The sequence below is a fragment of the Gemella sp. 27098_8_155 genome (genome assembly GCF_041433725.1).
Taxonomy (GTDB): domain Bacteria; phylum Bacillota; class Bacilli; order Staphylococcales; family Gemellaceae; genus Gemella; species Gemella haemolysans_D.
In genome coordinates, this window is the sequence record NZ_JAPWCA010000022.1 from 1 (window position 1) to 23,557 (window position 23,557).

General features: G+C 36.7%; 4 protein-coding genes. 1 reads left to right on the forward strand and 3 read right to left on the reverse strand.

Features of this window, described 5'->3' with window-relative positions:
* Positions 1-56 precede the first annotated feature (56 nt).
* Positions 57-8,093: a YSIRK-type signal peptide-containing protein gene (locus tag O5Y44_RS07870; RefSeq protein WP_371465894.1), complete on the reverse strand. Its 8,037-nt coding sequence runs from the start codon at positions 8,091-8,093 to the stop codon at positions 57-59.
* Positions 8,094-9,235: 1,142 nt separating this feature from the next.
* On the opposite strand from O5Y44_RS07870, the gene O5Y44_RS07875 reads away from it, so the two are divergent.
* Positions 9,236-10,069 carry a YwqG family protein gene (locus O5Y44_RS07875; RefSeq protein WP_371465895.1) on the forward strand — a complete coding sequence of 278 codons (834 nt, stop codon included), beginning with the start codon at positions 9,236-9,238 and terminating at the stop codon, positions 10,067-10,069.
* Between the two features lie 162 nt (positions 10,070-10,231).
* Here O5Y44_RS07875 and O5Y44_RS07880 read toward each other — a convergent pair whose 3' ends face one another.
* Together O5Y44_RS07880 and O5Y44_RS07885 are read right to left on the reverse strand one after the other, a co-directional pair.
* A complete protein-coding gene (locus O5Y44_RS07880; protein WP_371465897.1) occupies positions 10,232-10,462 on the reverse strand; it encodes a hypothetical protein in 231 nt (76 codons plus the stop codon).
* 250 nt (positions 10,463-10,712) lie between these two features.
* A complete protein-coding gene (locus O5Y44_RS07885) occupies positions 10,713-23,468 on the reverse strand; it encodes a mucin-binding protein (RefSeq protein ID WP_371465899.1) in 12,756 nt (4,251 codons plus the stop codon).
* Positions 23,469-23,557 lie beyond the last annotated feature (89 nt).

Here is a 23,557-nt window from a genome sequence, read left to right on the forward strand (position 1 = left end):
ATCGAGAGTGTCTTTATTTTTAAGAGTTTTGTTTAGTATTTTGCTTAGATTTCAAATTAGTTTTTATCGTTTTTACGACGTCTTGCCGCTAGTAACCCACCTAGGATCGCCATTCCTAATCCTGCTAAGCCAGTATTAGTTTCTGTTGTACCTGTGTTCGCTAGGCGTTGTCCTGCTTTAGTGTTTGTTACTTTTCTGAAGATGTGACGTACATTTCCATTTTCATCAACAACTGTTCTTACGAACTCGTATCCTGGAATCTTACCAGATTCTAAAGTTCCTTTTTCAGTTGGTTTTAATGGGTTTCCATTTTCATCTGTCCATGTTGTAGTTCTGTTTTCACCTGGAATACGTGAAGTTTTCTTGAAGATGTGTTGTACATTTCCATTTTCATCAACAACTGTTCTTACGAACTCGTATCCTGGAATTTCTCCTGGAACTTTTGTTCCTTTTTCTACTGGTTTTAATGGGTTTCCATTCTCGTCTATCCATGATGTAGTTTTTTCTACTACTGGAGTTGTTACTTTTTCGTATACGTGCTCGATGTCTCCATTTGGAAGTTTCTTAGTCTCTACGAAGCGATATCCTGGAATATCTTTCTTCGGTTGGTCTCCATCTTCTGTTGGATAGTTTGGAATTTCGTTTCCGTCTTTATCTTTGTAACTTGTTTTAACTTTTTCGTATACGTGTTCTACGTCTCCGTTTGGAAGTTTCTTAGTCTCTACGAAACGGTATCCTGGAATATCTTTCTTCGGTTGATCTCCGTCTTCTGTTGGATAATTTGGAATTACATTTCCGTCTTTATCTTTATAACTTGTTTTAACTTTTTCGTATACGTGTTCTGTATCTCCATTTGGAAGTGTCTTAGTCTCTACAAAGCGGTATCCTGGAATATCTTTCTTCGGATTTGTTCCTTCTTCAGTAGTTGTTCCTGGAATTACATTTCCATCTTTATCTTTGTAAGTTGTTGTCACTTTTTCATAGATGTGTTTTGTATTTCCTTTTTTGTCTACTTCAGTTTTAACAACTTTGTATCCTGGGATTACTTCAGATGGTGTTTTTCCATCTTTAGATGGAATTAATTCAGTTTCTTTTCCATCTTTACCTACAACTACGAATTTAGTATCTGGACGTACTGTTGGAGTATATGTAGCTGTTACTGGTGTTCCGTTCTTATCTACACGTTTAACTGTTACTCCTTTAGCTTTTCCTACGAAGTCTTTTTCTGGAGTGAATGTTACAGTTCCATCTGGTGCTACTGTGTATGTTCCTTCTCCTGGTACTACTTTTGTAGTTGTTCCGTCTTCGAATGTTGGTGGTACATCTTTATCGATTGGCACATTAGGATTTCCTGGTTTGAATTCTGGTGTTCCTGTTTGTGGTTGTCCTTTAGGTCCTTCAGATTCTGCAGGTGTTCCTTCTGGTGTTACTGGTGTAACTGTTGGTGTGTATTTAGCCGTTACTGGTGTTCCGTTCTTATCTACACGTTTAACCGTTACTCCTGTTCCTTTTCCTGTGAAGTTTTTCTCTGGAGTGAATGTTACTGTTCCATCTGGTTTTACTGTGTAAGTTCCTTCGCCTGGAATTGTCTTAGTTGTTGATCCATCTTCGAATGTTGCTGGTACTTCGTCATCCATCGGTACTTCTGGGTTTCCTGGTTTGAATGTTGGTTTTCCAGTTTGTTCTTTTCCTTGAATATCTGTTGTTTCTGCAGGTGTTCCTTCTGGTGTTACTGGTGTAACTGTTGGTGTGTATTTAGCCGTTACTGGTGTTCCGTTCTTATCTACACGTTTAACTGTTACTCCTGTTCCTTTTCCTGTGAAGTTTTTCTCTGGAGTGAATGTTACTGTTCCATCTGGTTTTACTTTGTAAGTTCCTTCTCCTGGTACTACTTTCTCAGTTGATCCATCTTCGAATGTTGCTGGTACTTCATCATCCATTGGTACTTCTGGGTTTCCTGGTTTGAATGTTGGTTTTCCAGTTTGTTCTTTACCTTGGATATCTGTTGTTTCAGCTGGATCTGCTGTTGGTGTTACCGGTGTAACTGTCGGTGTGTATTTAGCCGTTACTGGTGTTCCGTTCTTATCTACACGTTTAACTGTTACTCCTGTTCCTTTTCCTGTGAATGTTTTCTCTGGAGTGAACGTTACAGTTCCGTCTGGTGCTACTGTGTATGTTCCTTCTCCTGGAATTGTCTTAGTTGTTGATCCATCTTCGAATGTTGCTGGTACTTCATCATCCATTGGTACTTCTGGGTTTCCTGGTTTGAACTCAGGTTTTCCGTTTTGTTCTTTACCTTGGATATCTGTTGTTTCAGCTGGATCTGCTGTTGGTGTTACCGGTGTTACTGTTGGTGTGTAAGTCGCTGATGTTGGTGTTCCATTCTTATCTTTAACTTGTACTGTCGCTGGGTCTGGTGTTCCTACGAAGTCTTTATTTGGTGTGAATGTTACTTTACCTGTTGTTGGATCAATTGTGTATGTTCCAATTTGTTTTCCATCTTTTGTTGCTGGAATTGTTGTATCTGTAACAGGTTTTCCATCTACTACGAATTGAGCTGGTTGCTCTGGTGTAATTGTGATTGGCGCTGTTTCATCACCTTGAGTGAACGTTGGTGTTCCTTCTTGTGTTTTACCTTGAATATCTGTTGTTTCTTTTGGTTCAGCTGTTGGTGTAACTGGTGTTACTGTTGGTGTGTAAGTAGTTTCTACTTTTGTTCCGTTAGTATCTTTAGCTACAACTTTTGCTGGTTCTGGTGTTCCTGTGAAGTCTTTGTTTGGTTGGAATGTAATTACTCCTGTTGTTGGATCGATTGTGTATGTTCCAACTTCTTTCCCATCTTTTGTTGCTGGAAGAGTTGTTACTTCGTTACCACTTGGATCTACTAGTTTAACTGTAGTTTTGTCGATTGGTGCTACTTCGTCACCTTGTTTGAACATTGACTCTGTTTCTTGAGTTTGTGGTTGTCCTTGTTTTCCAGTTGTTTCTTTTGGTTCAGCTGTTGGAACTACTGGTGTTACTGTTGGTGTGTAAGTAGTTTCTACTTTTGTTCCGTTAGTATCTTTAGCTGTAACTTTCGCTGGATCTGGTGTTCCTGTGAAATCTTTATTTGGTTGGAATGTAATTACTCCTGTTGTTGGATCGATTGTGTATGTTCCAACTTCTTTTCCATCTTTAAGCGCTGGCATTGTTGTTACTTCGTTACCACTTGGATCTACTAGTTTAACTGTAGTTTTGTCGATTGGTGCTACTTCATCACCTTGTTTGAACATTGACTCTGTTTCTTGAGTTTGTGGTTGTCCTTGTTTTCCAGTTGTTTCTTTTGGCTCAGCTGTTGGTACTACTGGTGTTACTGTTGGTGTGTAAGTAGTTTCTACTTTTGTTCCGTTAGTATCTTTAGCTGTAACTTTCGCTGGATCTGGTGTTCCTGTGAAGTCTTTGTTTGGTTGGAATGTAATTACTCCTGTTGTTGGATCAATTGTGTATGTTCCAACTTCTTTACCGTCTTTTGTAGCCGGCATTGTTGTTACTTCATTACCACTTGGATCTACTAGTTTAACTGTAGTTTTGTCAATTGGTGCTACTTCATCACCTTGTTTGAACATTGACTCTGTTTCTTGAGTTTGTGGTTGTCCTTGTTTTCCAGTTGTTTCTTTTGGTGTTGCCGTTGGAACTACTGGTGTTACTGTTGGTGTGTAAGTTGCTGTAGCTGGTGTTCCATTCTTATCTTTAACTTGTACTGTCGCTGGATCTGGTGTTCCTGTGAAGTCTTTATTTGGTTTGAATGTTACTACACCTGTTAATGGATCGATTACGTATTTACCAACTTCTTTTCCATCTTTTGTTGCTGGAATTTCTGTTGACTCTACCGGTTGCCCATTTACTACGAATTTAGCTGGTTGCTGTTCGTTGATTGTGATTGGTGCTGTTTCATCACCTTGTGTAAACTTAGGTGTTCCCGTTTGCTCTTGGCCTTGTTTTCCACTTGAAGTTACACCTTCTCCTGTTGGTACTACTGGTGTTACCTCTGGAGTGTATTTTCCTTTTGATGTAACTGGAACTTTATTTCCTTCTGAGTCAGTCGCTGTTACTGATACTTGTACATTAACTCCTTTAGCTTTTCCTGTAAATGTTGGAAGTGGTTCAAATGTTACTACTCCTGTTGTTGGATCGATTGAATATGTTCCTTCTCCATCAACTACCACTTTACCTTCAGCATTAGCTCCTTCTAATGAGTATGCAGCTGTTGTCCAGTCTACATTTGTTCCATCTGGAGTGTTAGTCGCTGTATTTAATTCAGAGAAACGATCTTTTCCTGATTTAGATGTTTGAGTTTGACCTTGTTTTCCTGTAGTTTCATCTGCTGATGGTTGAACTCCATATACAGTTGGTGTATATGTATTTTCTGTCGCTACTGTTACCGGGTTTCCTGATTCATCGTTGAATGTTACATTCGCTGAAACTTTCATCGGTGTAGCTGTTCCTACAAATCCTTCTACTGGAGTGAACGTTACTTCACCTGTTGTTGGATCTACTGTATATGTTCCTTGATCAGTTTTTACTGAAGAAACTTTATTTCCTGTTGTTGGATCTACTAGTTTGTAATCTGATACTGTAGTTCCTTCTTTTCCATCATTGAAGTTATCTGCCATTGAGTCAGTTTGTTTTTGACCTTGAGCCCCTGATGATTTTTCTGGTTCTGTTACTACGATGTAGTAAGTTGTTTCTGCTACTGCGTCTTCTGTAACTTCACCAGAATCTGTTCCACCTACTGTTGGAGTTGTTACAACACCGTTTGAATCTACTGCTCTTGCTGTTACTTTGTAACGTCCTTTTTGAGATAGTACATAAGCGTTAGCTTTAGCTAAGTTTGCTTCTGCAGCTGTTTTAAGGGCTGTGCGTGCTGTTTCTACAGTTTCCTCAGCTTTCACAGCTTCTGTTCTAGTTGCAGTAACTTTAGAATCAAGTGTTGCTACATTCCCTTTAGCTGCTTCGATATCTGCTTCAAGTTTTGCTTTAATTTCTTTTGCTACGTTAAGCGTTCTTTGAGCCATTTCTTCAGCCGTTGGTGAAATTGTACGTAATTTTAAATTATCTAATGCTGTTTGAGCATCTTCAACCATTCTAATTTGACGATCTAATCTTTCTTGTAAACTTGCTAATTTATTTTGTTCTTCTTGTTTTTCTTTTACCGCTTGAGCTGCTGCTTGAGTTTTCTCAGCTGCTGAACGTTGAGCTTGGATATAAGCTGTTTCTTCTGCTTGAGCTCCATCAAAAGTAGTTACTGTTCCATCTGGTGCAGTTGCTGTTACTTTTGTCTTAATAGTATCAGAATCTGTTGCTGATGTCTTATCATCGATTGTGTCTGCGAATGCTACATTTGCTTTAGTAGATTTAATTAAGTCTACTGTTGCACCTTTTTCTTCTGAATAACTTGTTGAAGTTCCTGTTGGTTTGGCATTTTGGATAGACGCTAAATCTGATCCTACTGCTTCACGGAATGCAATATACCCATTAAATCCTGAATCAGTTGAAACCTTCCATCCTGCACCTGTTTCTGTTGCCGTTACCTTAGATCCATCAGATGCAGTCCATTGATTTGTTACTGAATCATAATTTACTTTAATCGTTCTACCTTGAGTACTTGACGTTTGATCATTTGGTAATAATGTTTCCGTACGGAAAACATCTCCTACTGCTGTTACTTCACCATTTTTTCTAACTTCTGCTACTTTATCTACTAGATTTGTCGCTGAAGATTTAGCATTCCATGTACGTGTGAATTCATAAACAAATAATTTAACATCTCCGTTAGGTTGAGCTTCTGTATAAACACGTCTTTCTGTAAGAATTGTGTTATCTCCATTTTCTTCTAGGTGATATGCATCTTCCATAGGTAGAGAGTATTTACCTGTTGCACGGTTAAATGTTGCTACATATTCTTTTTGATTGTGATCTTTAACTTTTACTGTTTCACGTTGTAAGTATGCTTGAACTTTATCTGTAGTTGCTTTAGCTGCAATACTATCTACTCCTACATATTTTGTAGCTTCTGGAGTCACTGTTAAGTTAATAGTTGATTCTCCTGAAGTTGCAACTGGTGCTAGTACCGCTCCTTCTTGAACTGCTGTATTTGTAGTTCCTGCTGCTACAACCCAGTTTCCATCTTTAACTGCTAATTTTGTTACTTTCCCATCTGGTGTTGTAATCTCAGCTTTATTAGCTCCATTTGAGATTGTTACAGGTACACTTGTTGCATAAGCCTCAACATTCTTCACTGTGATCTTAGGAGCAACTGCAATTGTGATATTTTCATGTGCTTCTTGTCCATTCATGTTCCATGCTGATGCACTGTTATAATCTTTAGCTAATGCTGCTACAGTAAAGATTCCTGCTTCTGTTGGTTTACCTGTGATTAAACCTGTTTCTGGTGCGTAAGTTAACCCTGGAATAGTATCGTCAAGAGATACTGGTTTAGTTCCATTCGTTTTACCATTTAATGTTGTATAAGCAGTAACTGTTTGAGGATTATTCATTGATTTAACAGTAGTCCCGTCAGCTGCCACAAATTCTGCTTTTTTAGCAGATGAATTAGGCGCAGTTTTTGAACCAGCTACGAACTTAGAACCATCTTCACGCTGATAGTTAGCACGTGTATCTTTATTTACTCCATCATTATCAACATATTGTAATTCATGGCTTACATCCTCCCCAATAGTAACCATTGTTGAAGAACCTTGAATTCTAGGAGCAGTTGAATCTTGCCAACCTATCCACCCTGCTTGCAGGTCACGGAAGAATACTTTTTGTTCAGTATCACCTTTTGCAACAGTTAATTCATAACGGAAGTCATAAACACCGTTTTGAATACTTGCTCCAACATATCCTTCTACAGTATCTGTAGCTGCGTTATATCCTAATCCTGGAGGTAAGTTACTTGGAGTTACACTCTTGATAGTGTATCCTGCCGCTTTCGCTTCATCATTTAAATCGAAACGTTTTGTTACATCTTTAAGATAAACATAGTGGTTACCTTGTTCATATGTGTATCCATAAATTTCTGTTGCTAGATATTCATAAGCTCCACCTGATCCATATGAGTTAGTATTATTATTTTGACCACTTGCACGAAGCTTATTATTCCACATCGCTGCTTCACGTCCAAGTTTTTGTGCTTCTGTTTTTGATAACGGAAGATCAGTACGTGCTCCAGTACCAGGTTGTGGGTTGTTTTTAGCAACTACTTCTGTATTTTCTGATTGGAATCCTTTTACATAAATTCTATATGCAGGATTGCCATCTAACTCTTTATATGTTTTACCAGTCGCCGTTGCAAATTCACCATTTTCTTTTCTTAGTTCTGTTGAAGATAGAGTATATCCTTCATTCGCAGAACGTAAGTTTGAACCTTTTTCGATTTCTTTTCCATTACGCTCATCATTAGAACCTGTATTTTCGATTGAGTTTGAATCAGATTTTTTCTCTGTATTCTCAGCTTTTTTAGCTACAGTTTCTTTACCATTTGTAGTGTCTACCGCTGGTGTTTCTTTTTTCTCAACTGGTTTGTTTTTTAATTTTGAGTTTACTGTCGTTACAAGTTTGTTGTAAGCAGTTTTTAACTCGTCTTGTGTTTTTGCATTCGCTAACGTTACTTTAGCAGCTTCTAAATCAGCTTTTAATACTGCTACAGACTCATCTGTTTTGTTAGCGTATTTTCCAGCTTCTAGATTAACTGAAACTTCATTAATGTAATTTTCTAATCCAGATTTATCTAGTTTAGCTTCTGCTTTAGGTGCTTCTGCTCCTACTTTTGCCGCTACTGCTGCAGCTACACTTTCTTTAGTGTTCTCTACTTTAGCTGCTTTTTCTACAGCTTTAGGAGCTTCTGCTTTCTCGCCTGCGTTTGTAGTGTTATCTGCAGTTGTGTTATTTGAAACTTCTTCAGATGCTTGAGCTATTGCTCCAGCTCCTAAAAAGATACTTGCACCGATTACTACTGATGCTGTACCAACTTTAAATTTCTTGATAGAGTAACTCTCTACCTTAGTACCTTCTTTGGTATTTTTTAGGTATTGATTATTTTTTCCTACCATGTACTTCCTCCTAATTTTTTACTTTTTAAATTATCTCTAGCGTATGTTTCATATTATCTCTCCATGGTTTAATATAACATTCTAAACAAAATCCTTGTGGAAAATTCTTTGATTTCAAAACTTATACCATAAAATTAGATAGTATTAATATAACACTTTCAATAATTCAATAACAAAATCAGCACTAAAACTACGCTGACTCTTGCTTAAAACTAATTTGAATTTTATTAAAATCCCTTATATACTTTACCAAATTTTCTTTTATTTGTCTAATAAAAAAAATAATAATTTTCAGTGGAAATTATTAATTTAGTGTTATTTTTATATAATTAGCAATCTAGTAATATCCATATTTTAAGTATAATTATAGTAGAAATGTTTTTACATGAATGTTTTTATACATTTTAAGAATAATTTACAAACCTCTATTTTTTTTATAAAATTTTTTCTATTTATATAACTAAAATAATAAGAAATATCAGATGAAACAACTATAAAAATTTTAAAATTACAGCTACTCCTCATCCTTTTTTCGAAAATTTATGTATTTCTAATCAAGAAATAACAATTAATACAGTTTCTAAAAAAAAAATTTGGGTAACATATAAAAACACTTTCAAACCAACGTTTAACCTGTAAAAACAATAAAACAACAGAATAACTACACTTTACTTAAAATATACTTTAAACAACTTAAAAAACTATAAATATTACTTAAAATATACTTTAAATTTTAAATTTCACTCTTTTTTTTATCTTATTTTAATTTGAAAATTTATGTGTTTTATTTAAATTTAATTGCTTTCATTTTTCATTTGCTTCTAAACGTACCTTATTTATACAAACAAACATTGCAAGGCATTCAACTTTACCTTATTATGATTTTGTTACTATTGACCAACAACAAGACGTATGATAGAATGAAAGCGTGGAATATTGCATATTTAACTATTATGTGCAATAGATAGACAATTTTGCCAATTTGGTTAACGACAATCAAGCAAGCACTTTTAATCAAATTCGATAAAATTTCACCACAAAAATATACTTGAAATTATTGTACATGAGTTTTATACATTGAACGATGTATCACTCTATTTAAACAAAAAAAATTAAAATACGTGCGTATATCGGAGGGGTTTATGATTACAATTGAAAATATCAATAAAGTTATAGAAAAAATTAGAAATGAACACACAAAAGAATATATCGCTATTTCTATTAATGGAGATAGAGGTCTTAACGTTAAAACTAGTAAATTTGGAGGAATTCCTTACATAGCACAAGATGCCGAAGTACCTGTAGATGCAGAAGGAAATCAACTTGCACTACTAGCTCAAATTAACTGTACTGAACTTCCTGAAAATGATATTTATCCTAAAGAAGGATTACTACAATTCTGGATTTCACGCGACGATTCTTTCGGATTAAATTCTAAAGGAACTAATGTTGTTAAATATATCAAAGATATAGACGATAGTATAACAAACAGTGATGTGCTGAGCAAATATCATCTTCCTAGCGAAGATAATGCGGATGAACATTCTCCATTCCAAGAAAAAGATGCATCATTTGCATTAATATTCAGCAAAGGAACTTCTACAATTACAGCTACAGATTTCTTATTCGAGAACATCGCAAAAGATGCTATCCACGAATTATTCCCAGATGAAAAGATGGAAGATTTATACGAAGACCTTGATGAAAAAGTCTACGTGACTCTATTTAAAGCTTTTGAGGGAGTTAAACACGCTATCGGAGGTTATCCAACATTCGTTCAATGGGATCCTCGTGACCCTGAGAATAAAGAAGCGTACGACACAATGTTACTTCAAATAGAAAGCGAATGGGATCCAAATACAAAAGATAATCTAATTATGTGGGGCGATTCAGGAGTTGCAAACTTCTTTATTAACAAAGAAAAATTAGCAAACTTAGATTTTGAAGATACATTATTCAACTGGGATTGCTGTTAATTAAGACTCCCTATCAAATTCGGAACACAGAGAAAAATAAGTAATAAAATCTAGGCAGCAATTTGTTGCTTAGATTTTTTTATTTAGTAAATATTCAAAAGGACAGAGAGTAAAAATTTACTTTCTGTCCTTTTTTGGGAGTGTATATTTGATTATAATTTTTTAAAAATCTGAAACATTATCCGAACCACAATAAGGACAAGTTGGATAACCAAAGCCTTGGCTATCAGCATCAAAATAACTATTACAGTTATTACAGTAATATTCTACTTCTATCATCCATATGTTTTTTTCAGGTAACTCTTGCAATTTCTTCATAAATTCCATTGCTTCCTTTATGTTCATCGATAAATCACTCAATAAACGAGCATTACCATCATATGCTTTTTCCATAATTAACAACCCCTTTTTCACTTCTTTTCTTCTTCACTTTAATTATACTCCATTAATAGTGGTTTTTCTAACATTTTAGTATCCAAGTAATTTTTCTTTACTAGAATTACATAATGAATCAAATCTCGATTCATATTACTATTATACCCTCACTCACTTCAGAAGCCATTAATTACAAAACAAGACCCACCTTCGAAATGTATCGAAAGTGGGTCTTATTCTAACTAAGATCATTCTTAGCTATTTATTCTTAATCTTCATTGTTTTTACGACGTCTTGCTGCTACAAGTAATCCACCGAAGATTGCCATTCCTAATCCAGCTAATCCTGTGTTAGTTTCAGTTGTACCAGTGTTTGCTAAGCGTTTAACTTGAGTTGGCGCTTTTGGAGCTATTGGTGCTTCTGGAGCTTTAGGAGTTTCCGGTGTTGCCGGAGTTGTTGGAGTTGGTTTTGGCGTTGGTTGTGGTACTGGAACGTAGCTGATCGGTGTATCCTTAGTTGGATCGTTCGGTACGTTTGGTACTTCATATCCTTTAGTTGGATCATTTGGATCAACTGGTTTCAACGGTACTAATGGGTTGTTTGGTCCAACTGGTTTTGTTGGATCTTGAGGTACCATTGGAGTGTGTCCAGGCACGTAAGGAACGATTGGTTTGTCGCTTCCTGGTTTTGTTGGATCTTTTGGATCGTTTGGATATGGAATTGGATTTGTTGGTGTTCCTGGGATGTTTGGTACCCATGATCCTAACTTATCGTAAACAACTGTTTCGTTGATATCCTTAATTGTATCAGGTGTTACTTTAACATCTTTAGTTGATGATTCTAAATCACCATCTTTAGCAATGTATCCTTTAACAACTGGTACTGGGTATCCGTTGAAGATATCATCGTTACGATCTGTTGTCCATTCTCCATATGTGATTTCTCCTGTTACTAAGTTAACCTTAGCTTCACGAGTGAATTTGATTGTTTCTGTACGAGTTTCAGTTACTTCTTTTCCGTTACGATCTACATACTTGATAGTACGTGTAGCTGATTTTTCAGTTACCATATCTTTCACTGTATTTGGCCATACCGGGCTGTTTGGATCGTTAGGGAATACTGGTTTACCTGGCTCTGGTGTAGATGGTATTACTGGTGTTCCATCTGGGTTCTTCGGTAAGTTTGGATCATTTGGATCTACTGGTTTACCTGGTGTAACTGGAATAATTCTTTCAGCTACTGTTACATTGAAGATTTGATCTACAGATTTATCTTTATCAAATACTCTGTCTGTATCTTTAGATGGGAAGTCATTCTTAACTACTCTGTATCCAGCTTTTTCAAGTTTTTCAATAGTCTTAGTTACTTCATCAACTTTAGACTTAGTGAAATTAGCTCCTGAATCACCTTCATCTACTACTGGAGTTGATACTACTTTACCAGTTTCAGTTACGAAGTTTGTGATAGCTTTTTGCTTATCAGTTACGTAGTTGATTGGTGTATCTACTCTTGGATCCGTTGGTACTGGTGGTACTTCATATCCTTTAGTTGGATCTTGTGGATCTACCGGAGTTAACGGTACTAGTGGATTATCCGGACTAATTGGTTTAGTTGGATCTTTCGGTACTACTGGCGTTGTTCCTGGGATATAAGGTACTCTTGGTTTATCTGTACCTGGTTTTGTCGGATCATTTGGATCAGTTGGGTATGGAATTGGCTCAATTGGAGTTTCTCCTCCCGGTACTTTTGGTACCCATGAACCAAGTTTGATATAAACTACTTCGATGTTTTCATCTTTAGAATCTGCAGTTAATCCTGTTGATGCTGGAACTATTTCTTGTTTAGCGTCTTTTAGAATATATCCTTTAACAATCGGTGATACTACTCTTACAAATGTTGTATCGTTATCTTTCGCAGTCCATTCGTTATAAGTAATTTCTCCTGTAACTACATTTAACTTAGCTCCACGAGCGAACGTTACTTTATCAGTAACAGCCTTAGACACTTCATTTCCTTTTTCGTCAACATACTTAATTGTACGGTTAACGTGACGAGTTGTTTCTAATTGTTTGATTAATTCATCCGTCCATTTTGGTCCTGTTGGATTATTTGGATCGATTGGTTGTCCAGGTTGCGGTGTTTTTGGATCATTTGGATCTTTCGGATCAAATGGTGGTACATCTTGAATATGAGGAGTTAACACTACAGTGTATTCTTGATCTTTACTAGAATCTTTATCGAAGTTTCCGTCATTATCTTTACCATAGTTATTACTTACTAAATCATATCCTTTGGCAATTAACTTAGCAATTTCAGCAGTTACATCATTTGCTTTTGTTAACGGCTCACCTGATTCACCTGATTCTTCAATAGTCACAGTTCCTGGGATTGGTTTTCCAGTTGGATCTACGAATTTCGTTACTGCTTTTTGTTCATCTTTTACATAATTGATTTCAATATCTTTACCTGGCTCAGTTGGTACTGGTGGTACTTCATATCCTTTAGTTGGATCTTGTGGATCTACCGGTGTTAACGGAACTAGTGGGTTAGTCTTCGGATCAACTGGTTTAGTTGGATCTTGTGGTACTTTTGGTGTAGTTCCTGGTACGTAAGGAACGATCGGTCTATCGCTACCTGGTTTAGTTGGATCTTTCGGATCGTTTGGATATGGAATTGGATCGATTGGTGTTTCACCTTTCGGTACTTTTGGTACCCATGAACCTAGTTTAGTGTACACTACTTCGATGTTTTCATCTTTAGAATCTGCAGTTAATCCTGTTGTAGCTGCTACTTCTTTTTGTTTAGCATCTTTCAGGATGTATCCTTTAACTACTGGTGATGTTACAGCATCAAATGTTGTATCCCCATCTTTAGCAGTCCAATCACCGTAAGTAATTTCACCTGTTACTGAGTTGATCTTACCTTCACGAGTGAATGTAACTTTATCTTTAATAGATTCTGTAGAGTCTTTACCAGCTTTATCTGTGTAAGTTACTCTGTTACCTTTTTCGTCAACGTATGTGATTGTACGGTTAACGTGACGTGTATTATCAATTTTGTTAATTCGATCTTCTGTCCATTTTGGTCCATCAGGGTTGTTAGGATCGATTGGTTGTCCTGGTTTTGGTTTGTTTGGATCATTTGGATTTTCTGGATCTACTGGTTTAAGTGGCTCAACGTGTGGTTTAACCGTTACTACGAAGCTTTGATCAACTTTTGTATCTTTATCGTAGTTCTTATCTGTAGCTGTTGTGAATCCATCAGTTACTAGGTCATATCCTAGAGCTTTAAGTTCAACAAGTTTAGCTACTGTACTGTACTCAATTGGCTCTCCAGATTTACCTTTTAGGTTATCTGTGTGAAGTACTGTTCCTGTTCCTTCTACAACATAAGTTACTGTCGCTTTTTGAGTATCTTTCTCATATCTAATTTCAGTATCTTCTGTTGGATTTTCAGGTGTTGGTGGAACATATCCTTTAGTTGGATCGTTTGGATCTACTGGTTTCAGTGGGTTTCCATTTGGATCTTTTGGAGTTGTTCCTGGAACGTAAGGAATCGGTTTTGTTGGTGTTCCTGGTTTTGTTGGATCTGTTGGATCGTTTGGATATTGAGGTTTATCAATATTTGGAACTTCGAATCCTTCTGGTACTTTTGGTACATATTTTCCAAGTGGTGAGTAAACTACGTTTACTACTGAGTCAGCTGCATCGTGAGCTACGTTATCTACTTTTTCTGCTGCTTTAATATCTGCAACATATCCTTCGATTACTGGAGATGTTACTTCAGCTAATGTTTGTGGTTTTGTCCAATCAGAAGTATAAGTGATTTCACCTGTTACTTTGTTTAAATCACCTTTACGAGAATAACGAAGTTTTTGTTCTACAGTAGCTGCAGCTTCTTGACCACGTTTAGCTTCTTCTACTTTATCAGTATTAGCATATCTGTAGTTTATTGTACGATTAACTTCATCTAATAATCCAAGTTGTTCAAATGTACGTTGTTTTGGATCTCCTGGTACTTTGTCTCCTGGTTTTGGAGTAACATTTGGATTATTTGGATCTAGCGGTTTATCTGGATCGATTGGAGTGATTCCTTCTTTAACGATTACATAGTAAACTTGGCTAATTCCATCATTACCTTTATCATCTTTATCATCGAATGTACGGTTTGCATCAGCATAGAATGCTACACGTTCTGCTGTATAAGCTGGATCAGTTGGTGCAACAACTTCATAACCTTTAGCTTCTAATTCAGCTTTAACATTATCAATGTTTGTTGTCTTGATTGCTTTACCTGTGTCTCCTGCTTCTGCAACTGATACGTGAACTGCAGTTCCATCAGCTTTAATGAAGTGAACTAAAGCAACTTGAGAACCATCTTTAACATACGTGATTGTAGTGTTTTGAGTTGGATCTTCTGGTACTTTCGGTACTTCATATCCTTTAGTTGGATCGTTTGGATCTTTCGGAGTTAATGGTTTACCGTTTGGTCCTACTGGTGTTGTTCCAGGGATGTATGGTACTACTGGAGTTTCAGTAGGTGTTCCTGGTTTTGTAGGATCTTCATTAGTTGGAGTTTCATATGGTTTTGGTGTTAAGTCAGTTCCTGCTGGAGGTGTTACTCCTTCTGGAATTACCGGTACATATGAACCAAGTTTACGGTAGATAATTGTTTCTTCACTATCTTTATCCGTAGCTGCTACATTTGTACGTTCTGTAGATGTTTTCGCTGAAGCTACATATCCAGGTTTGTTTGGAGTTGTTACAGCATCAATTGTTGTATCGTCACCTTTAGCTTTCCAATCAGAGAAGTTAGAGATTGCTCCTGTTACTGGATCTAGGTCAGCTGTACGAGTAAATGTTAATGTTTGTACATTATCAGGGATACCCGCATCTGATCCGTCAGCTAGTTTATAGTGAACTGTATGAGTTACTTCTTCAATTAATCCTAATTCTTTGTAAGTACGTCCTTTTGGATCGTTTGGTACTTTGTCATCAGGTTTTGGAGTAACATTCGGTGTGTTTGGATCCGCTGGTTTAGATGGATCTAATGTTACTGGTTTTGTAGTATAAACTACTGTTTCATTGATGTCTTCAGCAGTTGCTGTTACTTCTGATGCTGGTACAGTCACTTTATTTGGAGTGTAATTCTTAATTTCTGGTGAAGTTACAGCTTCAAATGTTTGAGCTGGTGACCAGTCTCCGAATGTAATCTTACCAGTTACTGGGTTGATTGTTACTGAACGTGTGAATTCTTTCGTTTCTTCTTTTGTATCAGCAGCTTTCTTACCATCCGCATATACATAGTTAATTGTACGTTTAACTTCTTCTTTACGTCCATCTTCTAACTCTTTGATTAGCTCTGGAGTCCATTTTGGTCCTGTTGGATTATTTGGATCAATTGGAGTTCCTGGAGTTGGTTTTGGATCGTTTGGATTTACAGTTACTGGTTTAACTGTTACAAGAACTTTATATTCTTGGTTTGTTGTCGCATCTGCATCGAATTTACCATCTGTTGGATAGTTGTTTTCTACTACTGTATACCCTTTAGCTTTTAGAGCTTCAATAGTTTTTTCTACTTCTGCACCTTTCGTGAAGGATTTTCCTGTATCTCCTGTGTCTACGATTGATTGAGCTACTCCACCTTTTTCAGTTTTATCAGTTTCACTGTTTACTTCAATGAAGTGTGTAATCGCTACTTGAGAACCATCTTTCGTATAAACGATTGTAGTATCCTCAGTTGGATTTGTTGGTGTTGGTGGGTTATATCCTTTTGTCTTATCGTTAGGATCTTTCGGAGTTAATGGTTTTCCATTTGGTCCCACTGGTGTAGTTCCTGGTACGTATGGAATCGTAGTTGTAGGAGTTCCTGGTTTTGTAGGATCATCTGGATTATTTGGATATTGTGGGTTTTCAATTGTCGGAGGAGTGAATCCTTCTGGAACAACTGGAACAAATTTACCTAAGTCTTTGTAGATAACTTTTTCAACAATATCTTTATCCGTTGCATTAACACCCGTTACATCTTTCTTAGATGCTTCTACATCTCCTGTAGCTACATATCCAGGTTTAACTGGGACAGTTGCTTTTCCTTCAAGAGTTGTATCGTTATCTTTAGCCGTCCATTCACTGTAAGTAATTTCTTTTGTTACAGCATTAACTGTTGCTGTACGTGTAAAGCTTACTGTAGTTTCATGTTTAGGTTCTGCTTCAGTTCCACGTTTAGCAGTATCTACTACATCATCTGCATAAGTATACGTAATTGTACGTTTTACTTCTTCAGCTAGTTTAAGATCTTTATATTTTAGTCCGTCTGGATTGTTTGGATCTACTGGTTTATTTGGATCGAAGTTTGGATCATTTGGATCAATTGTAATTTGTTTTATTTTGTAAACTACAACTTCTTCGAAGTCCGCTGCATCAGCTGTTACTGTCTTAGCTGGAACATCACTTGTTGTTGGATTACTTACTAACGCTGATGTGTATCCATCAATTGTTGGTGTTGGCACTGCTTCAAAATCAGCTGTTGTCTTAGGTGTCCATGTTCCATATTCAATTTCTCCTGTCACAAGGTTTACTTTAGCAGTTCTTGTGAATTCAAGAGTTTGAATTTTCTTACCTGGTACATCTGTACCTAGTTTAGCGTCTGGAACTGGAGTTCCATCATCATAAATATACTTGATAGTACGTGTTACAGATTCAGTTGTCTTCAAGTCTTTAACAGATTCAGGCCATTTTGGTCCATCAGGTTTTGTTGGATCTACTGGTTGACCTGGTTCTGGTTTCACATAACCTGGAGTAGTTGGATCTGTTGGAATATCTTTAACAATCGGTTTGAATGTTACTGTATATTCTTGGTTTGTTGACGCATCAGCATCAAATACTTTTTCAGCATCTGTTGATGGATAATCTTTTTCACTTGCATTTACATTGGCTACTTTTTCATATCCACGAGCTAAAATCTTATTGATTGCTGCAGTTACTTCTGCATCTTTAGTGAAGGCTTTTCCTGTATCACCAGTATCTACTACTGAAGGTTCTAATCCTTTACCAGTTGTATCTACGAATTTCGTTACAGCTACTTGAGAACCATCTTTCGTATAAACGATTGTTGTGTCTCCAGTTGGTGTAATTGGAACTGGTGGTTCATATCCTTGTTTTGGATCACCTGGTACTTTTGGTGTCAACGGTTGCCCATCTGGTCCTACTGGTGTAGTCCCTGGTACGTATGGAATCGTTGTTGTAGGTGTTCCTGGTTTTGTAGGATCTGTTGGATTATTTGGATATTGTGGATCTTGAATTGTAGGTGGTGTAAATCCTTCCGGTACAACTGGTACATATTTACCTAGTGCTTTGTACACTACCTTTTCCGTAATATCCTTATCTTCTGCTTTCACATTTTCTACAGGTTTCGTAGATTTTTCCACATCTCCTGTTGCGACATATCCTGCTACTGCTGGAAGTGCATTTCCTTCTAATGTAGTATCGTTATCTTTAGCTTCCCACTCACCATAAGTGATTTCTCCTGTTACTGGGTTCACCTTAGCTACACGAGTATAGTTCACTTTTGTAGTAACTGGTTCAACTACATTAGTTCCACCTTTATTTCCATCTTTTTCAGCCTGGTTTAATTCACTTGCTTCTTTTGAGTAAGTGTACGAAATTGTACGTGTTACTTCTTCAGTATTTTTAAGTTTCGCAAGTAGTTCATCAGTCCATTTCGGTCCATTTGGATCATTTGGATTAATTGGCTGATCTTTCTTAGGTTCTTTATAACCTGGAGCTTTTGGATCAACCGTGATTAGTTTAGTTTTGTAAACTACTACTTCTTCGAAGTCTTTATCAGTAGCCGCTACAGTTTTCGCTGGTACATCTGCAACTGTTGGAGTTACACCTGCAACCGCCGCAGTGTATTTCTCAAGTGTTGGAGAAGTTACTGCTTCGAATGTTTGATCAGCTGACCAATCTCCGTATGTGATTTCTCCTGTCGCTACATTAATCTTACCAGGACGAGTGAATTTAAGTGTTTTAATTTTCTTATCAGCTACACTTGTTAAATCAGATTCTGCCACTGGAGTACCATCTTCGTATACATACTTAATTGTACGTGTTACTTCTTCTTGTACTTTTACAGCGTTGATTAATGCCTCAGTCCATTTTGGTCCGTCTGGATTATTTGGATCGATTGGCGTTACACCTGGAGTTGGTTTTGGATTATCGTTACTTGATGGTTTTGTTGGATCGAATGATGGAATATCAACTACTTTAGCTTTGAATTTCACAACATATTCTTGATCAACTGCTGCATCTTTATCGAATTTATCTGTTGATACAAATCCGTTATTTACAAGTTCGTAACCTTTCTTAACTAGCTCAGCAATCTTATTAGTTACTGAAGTTGCTGTTGTAGCTGGGTAAGCTGCTTCTGATTTACCTGTTACTGCGATTGGATCTGCAAGACCTGGAGTAATTACTTTATCTGTATTAGTAGGATCTACTTCTACGAATTTAACTACAGCTTTTTGGGCAACTGGAGTATAAAGTACTGTGATCTTGTAGTCATCTGCTTCTGCATCAATTGCTGCAGTTGCTTCTACAGTAGCGTTATCTGGAACATAACCAGTCACTTCTGGAGAGTTAACAAGGTTGAACTTATCGTCTTTTGCTACTTCTGCAGGTGTTAACGTTACACCAGTAGCTGTTCCACCTACCGGAGTCCATGGTCCAAATGTAACGATTGCTTTTTGAGCAGCTGTTGCATCTGCAGCTATCGCTTTGTTTGTGATGTGATCGTAGTAAACTGTACGAGCTTTGTATTCTTCTGGCGAATCATATCTACTAGCATCTAACACAGCTTTATAAGCAGCATATTCTGCTGGATACTCTTTCGCAGCTAATGTGTAGTCGATTGTACGGTCACGTTCAAAGTGAAGTGTTTCAGTCACTGTTGGTGCAGCCGTTGTTCCACGTTTATCTGCTGGTACATCATCTGTACTTGCATATTTGTATTCGATTGTACGTGTTACTTCTTGAGTATCTTTAATTTGACGAAGAACTTTTTTATGACGTAGGTAAACATTGAACGCTTGGTCTACATCTTTATCGTCATCGAACTTACGTCCACCTTCAATAGCTGTACCTTGAGTATTATTTGTATAGTCATCAGTTACTAATTCATAACCAAGGTCTTCATATTTCTTGATTGTGTCAGCTGTTAGGTAAGGAATCTTCGTATGAGATTTACCTTGAAGTGTTGTAACCCCGTAAGTTGTTTTCGCATCCGCACCCGTAGCAGGAGCAGTTGCTGCTGTTTGAACTTCAAGAATACGAGCATCACCTGTTGCGTCTAAGTCGATGTAGGTTACTTTGGCTTTTTGGGTATCAGCTTTGTAAACAACATACATATCAAAGTTATCTTTGTCGTCTGATCTTATTGCAGAAGAAGCTGGTTTATACGTTCCGACATCTTTTGTATTTCTATCAATCGGTTTATAAGTACCAATTTCCTTAGTATCTTTAATATGAGCCATTTCTCCTGTTGCATTTGGAGCATTGTATTCTAAAGTTACAACATTCGCTGTATAACCTTTTACAGTAGGAGAAACTATACTATTCATCTCTTCGTTATTTTCTCCATGTTTCCAATCGGAAATAATCAATGTTCCTTGAGAGAATTTAGTACCTTTAGGTATTTCAGTTCCTGCTGTGTATTCTGTACCATTCACATCTCTAACTGTATTCGCAGTTACCATCGGTTGGTCTAATACACCATCTTCATCAAACATTTTATATGTACGAGTATAGTTTAAAGTTTGAGAACGTGTTACTGGTTCATTATTGATCGATAAAATTGGATCATTATTTTTATAAGAAGCTTGACTAGTAGCTGTTGCATCATTATCACTCTCATACACATAGTGAATTGTACGTGTAATTGACGCTTCTGTAACTGGTGTTACTATTGGTGTGTATTTTGCTCTACCGTAATCAGTACCATATTTTTCTGTAACTTTATCATTTGCTACAACATCATTATAGTCTATATCTGGTTGTACTAAATCTACACCTGTTCCTCTTCCTACAAATCCAGGTTCTGGTGTAAATGTAACTTCACCTGTTGGTTTTCCACTTGCATCTTTCACAAGTTCGTATACCCCTTCACCTGTGATTGTTACTTTAGAATCGTTAGTGTTTGCCAGGTCATAACTACGTGGAACCTCTGTTATTGCTCCTGTTGTAGGATCAAGATGTGTTGCACTTGGTAATATAACTTGATTTAACGGTAATATTCTCTTGACTTTAGTACCCGCTGGAATCGTGTTAGTTGCACGATATTTACCGTCAACTTTTACAACATCTCCTTTTCCTACAATTTGACTAATAGCTATTTCTTTAGCTAGGGTAGAAATTTTATTACCTGATTCTCGCGGTATAGTATCACCTGTATTATATGTGACATTATTCCATGTATTATTCGCCGTTGTTACTAATGGATTTTTAAGTTTAGCTCCTGCTGGAATTCTTCCTCCGGCAGAAATAGTAGTCTCTGTACCGTTAGCTAGAGTAACAACTGTGTCTGCTGTAACAGGATGAGGATCAACTGGACTAGCTCCCGCTGGGATAGTTTTTCCAGTAACAAGTCGAACATTATTTACTACAACAGAACCTGTACCTGTTACTACCACATCTGCATCTTCAGCAATTTTCGCACGCGCTGGTAATTTATCTTTATCAGGAGTATACGTAACCACCTTACCATCAGCAAGTGTTAATGTAGTAGCCTTACTTACTTCAGTATCTTTATCGTATGAAGATTTATTACTTTCTAAAGTATCCGCTAATTTTATACTCTTATTCTTATCTATGATTTCGAATTCATCAGCATACCTAGAATCTGTAATCTTATCTCCTGTTTCAGTTTCCACTGTTCCATATACTGGGATTTGAGGTCTAGCACTTTGTTTTTTACCTTGAACATCAGTAGTTGTAGTATCTTCACCTATTGGTCTCACATCAATAACAGTTGGAATATAACTAGTATCCATTGTTTTATAACCATTATTTCCATTGTTTGTATTTTCAAGAACCTTATCTTTTTCTGCTAATGTAGTAGATGTTTTAGAAGCCTCAATTGTATCATTATTAGCTTCCCATCCAGTTGAATTATTATTATCATCCCATGCACGTACAGCAATACCTTTTGCTGTTCCAACATAAGATTTGTTAGGTTTAAATGTTAATGTAGTTTCATATAATCCATTTCCTACAGAAGTATTTTTACCTTCATTAGCAGGATTAACTTTATATGTACCTACTTCATTTCCTGCAGTATCATATTCTGTGTACTCACTTAATAAATATTCTGTTTTCCCAGTTAATGGGTTTGTAACTTTAAGTCCTTTACCCAAAACTTTATTATTTTTATCTTTTACTGTTACATATTCTCCTGAATATACAGTGGCACCATTTCGTTCTACATGAACCTTGCCTGTAGAGTCTACACGATAATTTGCAGGTAATCCAGACTTATCAGCAATAGCTTCTTCTGACGCGACTTGCTTATCAGTTAGAACTATTTTCGGCGATAAATTCTCATTTTCAATTTGCGCCCATTTTGTAAATTTAGAATCTTTATTTTTACCATTAGCTATGAACATCGCATTAGTTGGTAGTGTAACTGTTTGTTCTCGACCTTGATAATCTTTTGTCTCATGTCTAGTACCACGTGGCATGTGAACTACATGTGTTTGGAAATCCTCTACTTCCCCTGATGATGCCACACCTGTTGGTTCTAGAATCTCATCTTTTGTTAATGAAATACGTAAACGTACTCCTAAGCTATCTGCTGAGGTATCTAGTAATTGTGGCGTGTTTTTGAATTTAATATTGTAAGTTCCATTTTGGTTAACTTCTACGATTTCTGAAGATTCATTAAGATCAAATTTACCGTTGTTGTTGAAGTCTACCCATCCACGGATATAAGCTTTATCATTATTAACACCTAGGTTAGCACGAACACCTTCAAGGACATATTCATTACCTTGGGCTTGACGTAATTTGTACTCAGTTGCTACCGCTGGATCAAGAAGTTGGCTTTCTCCTTCATCTCCAAGAGTACCTTCACCTAAAGCACCTGTTGTGTGGTTATAAACTCCACGAATCGGAAGCTTAGATACTGGGTTCGCCATCTCAATAACATCACCTTGATTTAAAAGTACACGTGTGTTATCAGCTTTTTCAATTACAGCATTACCATTTGGTAATAATAAGTATTTACCTGTTACACCCTTATCTGTTGTTACAATTGTTTTTCCTGATTCTAATGGTGTCTCTTTATATTTTTCTGATGTGATTAAATCATCAAGTACCCATCCACCTGAAGGGTCAGTTTTAGTTGAACGGAAATCTGGGTCTCCTTTAACATTACCTAGATATGGCTGAGTAGCTGTTACCTGAGTTTTAACTCCATCTTTAATAACTTCTTTGTTAAAGTCCCCGATAATATGTTGTGCAGAACCGTAAGATTGCGGAGCATCTCCTCCATCATAAATCATGAATCCGATTGTTCCTGCCTGCGCTCCTGCAGAGTTCAAGTACATCGATAATGTTTTAACGTTTTGAGAAAGAGCGATAGGTAATGAGTTTTTAGATCCCATTGATGTGTAGTTCGCTCCAAATGTATTAGTTCCGTATGCAATAGGTTTCCCTTTTTCGTCTAAGTTAACCCAATCTTTTGGATTATATCCCGCTTGCGCAAGACGTCCGTCAGCATTAACATCACTTTCTTTACTTGGATAAACTCCTTTAGCTGTTTTATCATCAATATCTTTTTGAAGATTTAATGCCATGAATTGTTCCCATTTCGTTCCATCTGTTTCAAATTGAACAATTTCTGTACGCCCTGCTTCTTCAGCATCAGCCGCAATTACGTTTACGTCTACAATACGACCATTATATGTCGCAGAAAGAGAAAATGTTACACCAACGTTAGATTCATCACGAGACGATGTAAATGCAGTAAGCATTTCACTTCCATCTGGATTTGTTGTTGGAAGTCCTGCTTTTCTTAAGTATGACCATTGAGTATCTTGAGATGTAATTAAGACATCCGCAT

Coding starts and splice junctions, on each gene's coding strand:
- O5Y44_RS07880 (WP_371465897.1), bottom strand. CDS start 10,462: ATGGAAAAAGCATATGATGGTAATGCTCGTTTATTGAGTGATTTATCG.
- O5Y44_RS07870 (WP_371465894.1), bottom strand. CDS start 8,093: ATGGTAGGAAAAAATAATCAATACCTAAAAAATACCAAAGAAGGTACT.
- O5Y44_RS07875 (WP_371465895.1), top strand. CDS start 9,236: ATGATTACAATTGAAAATATCAATAAAGTTATAGAAAAAATTAGAAAT.
- O5Y44_RS07885 (WP_371465899.1), bottom strand. CDS start 23,468: ATGCTTACTGCATTTACATCGTCTCGTGATGAATCTAACGTTGGTGTA.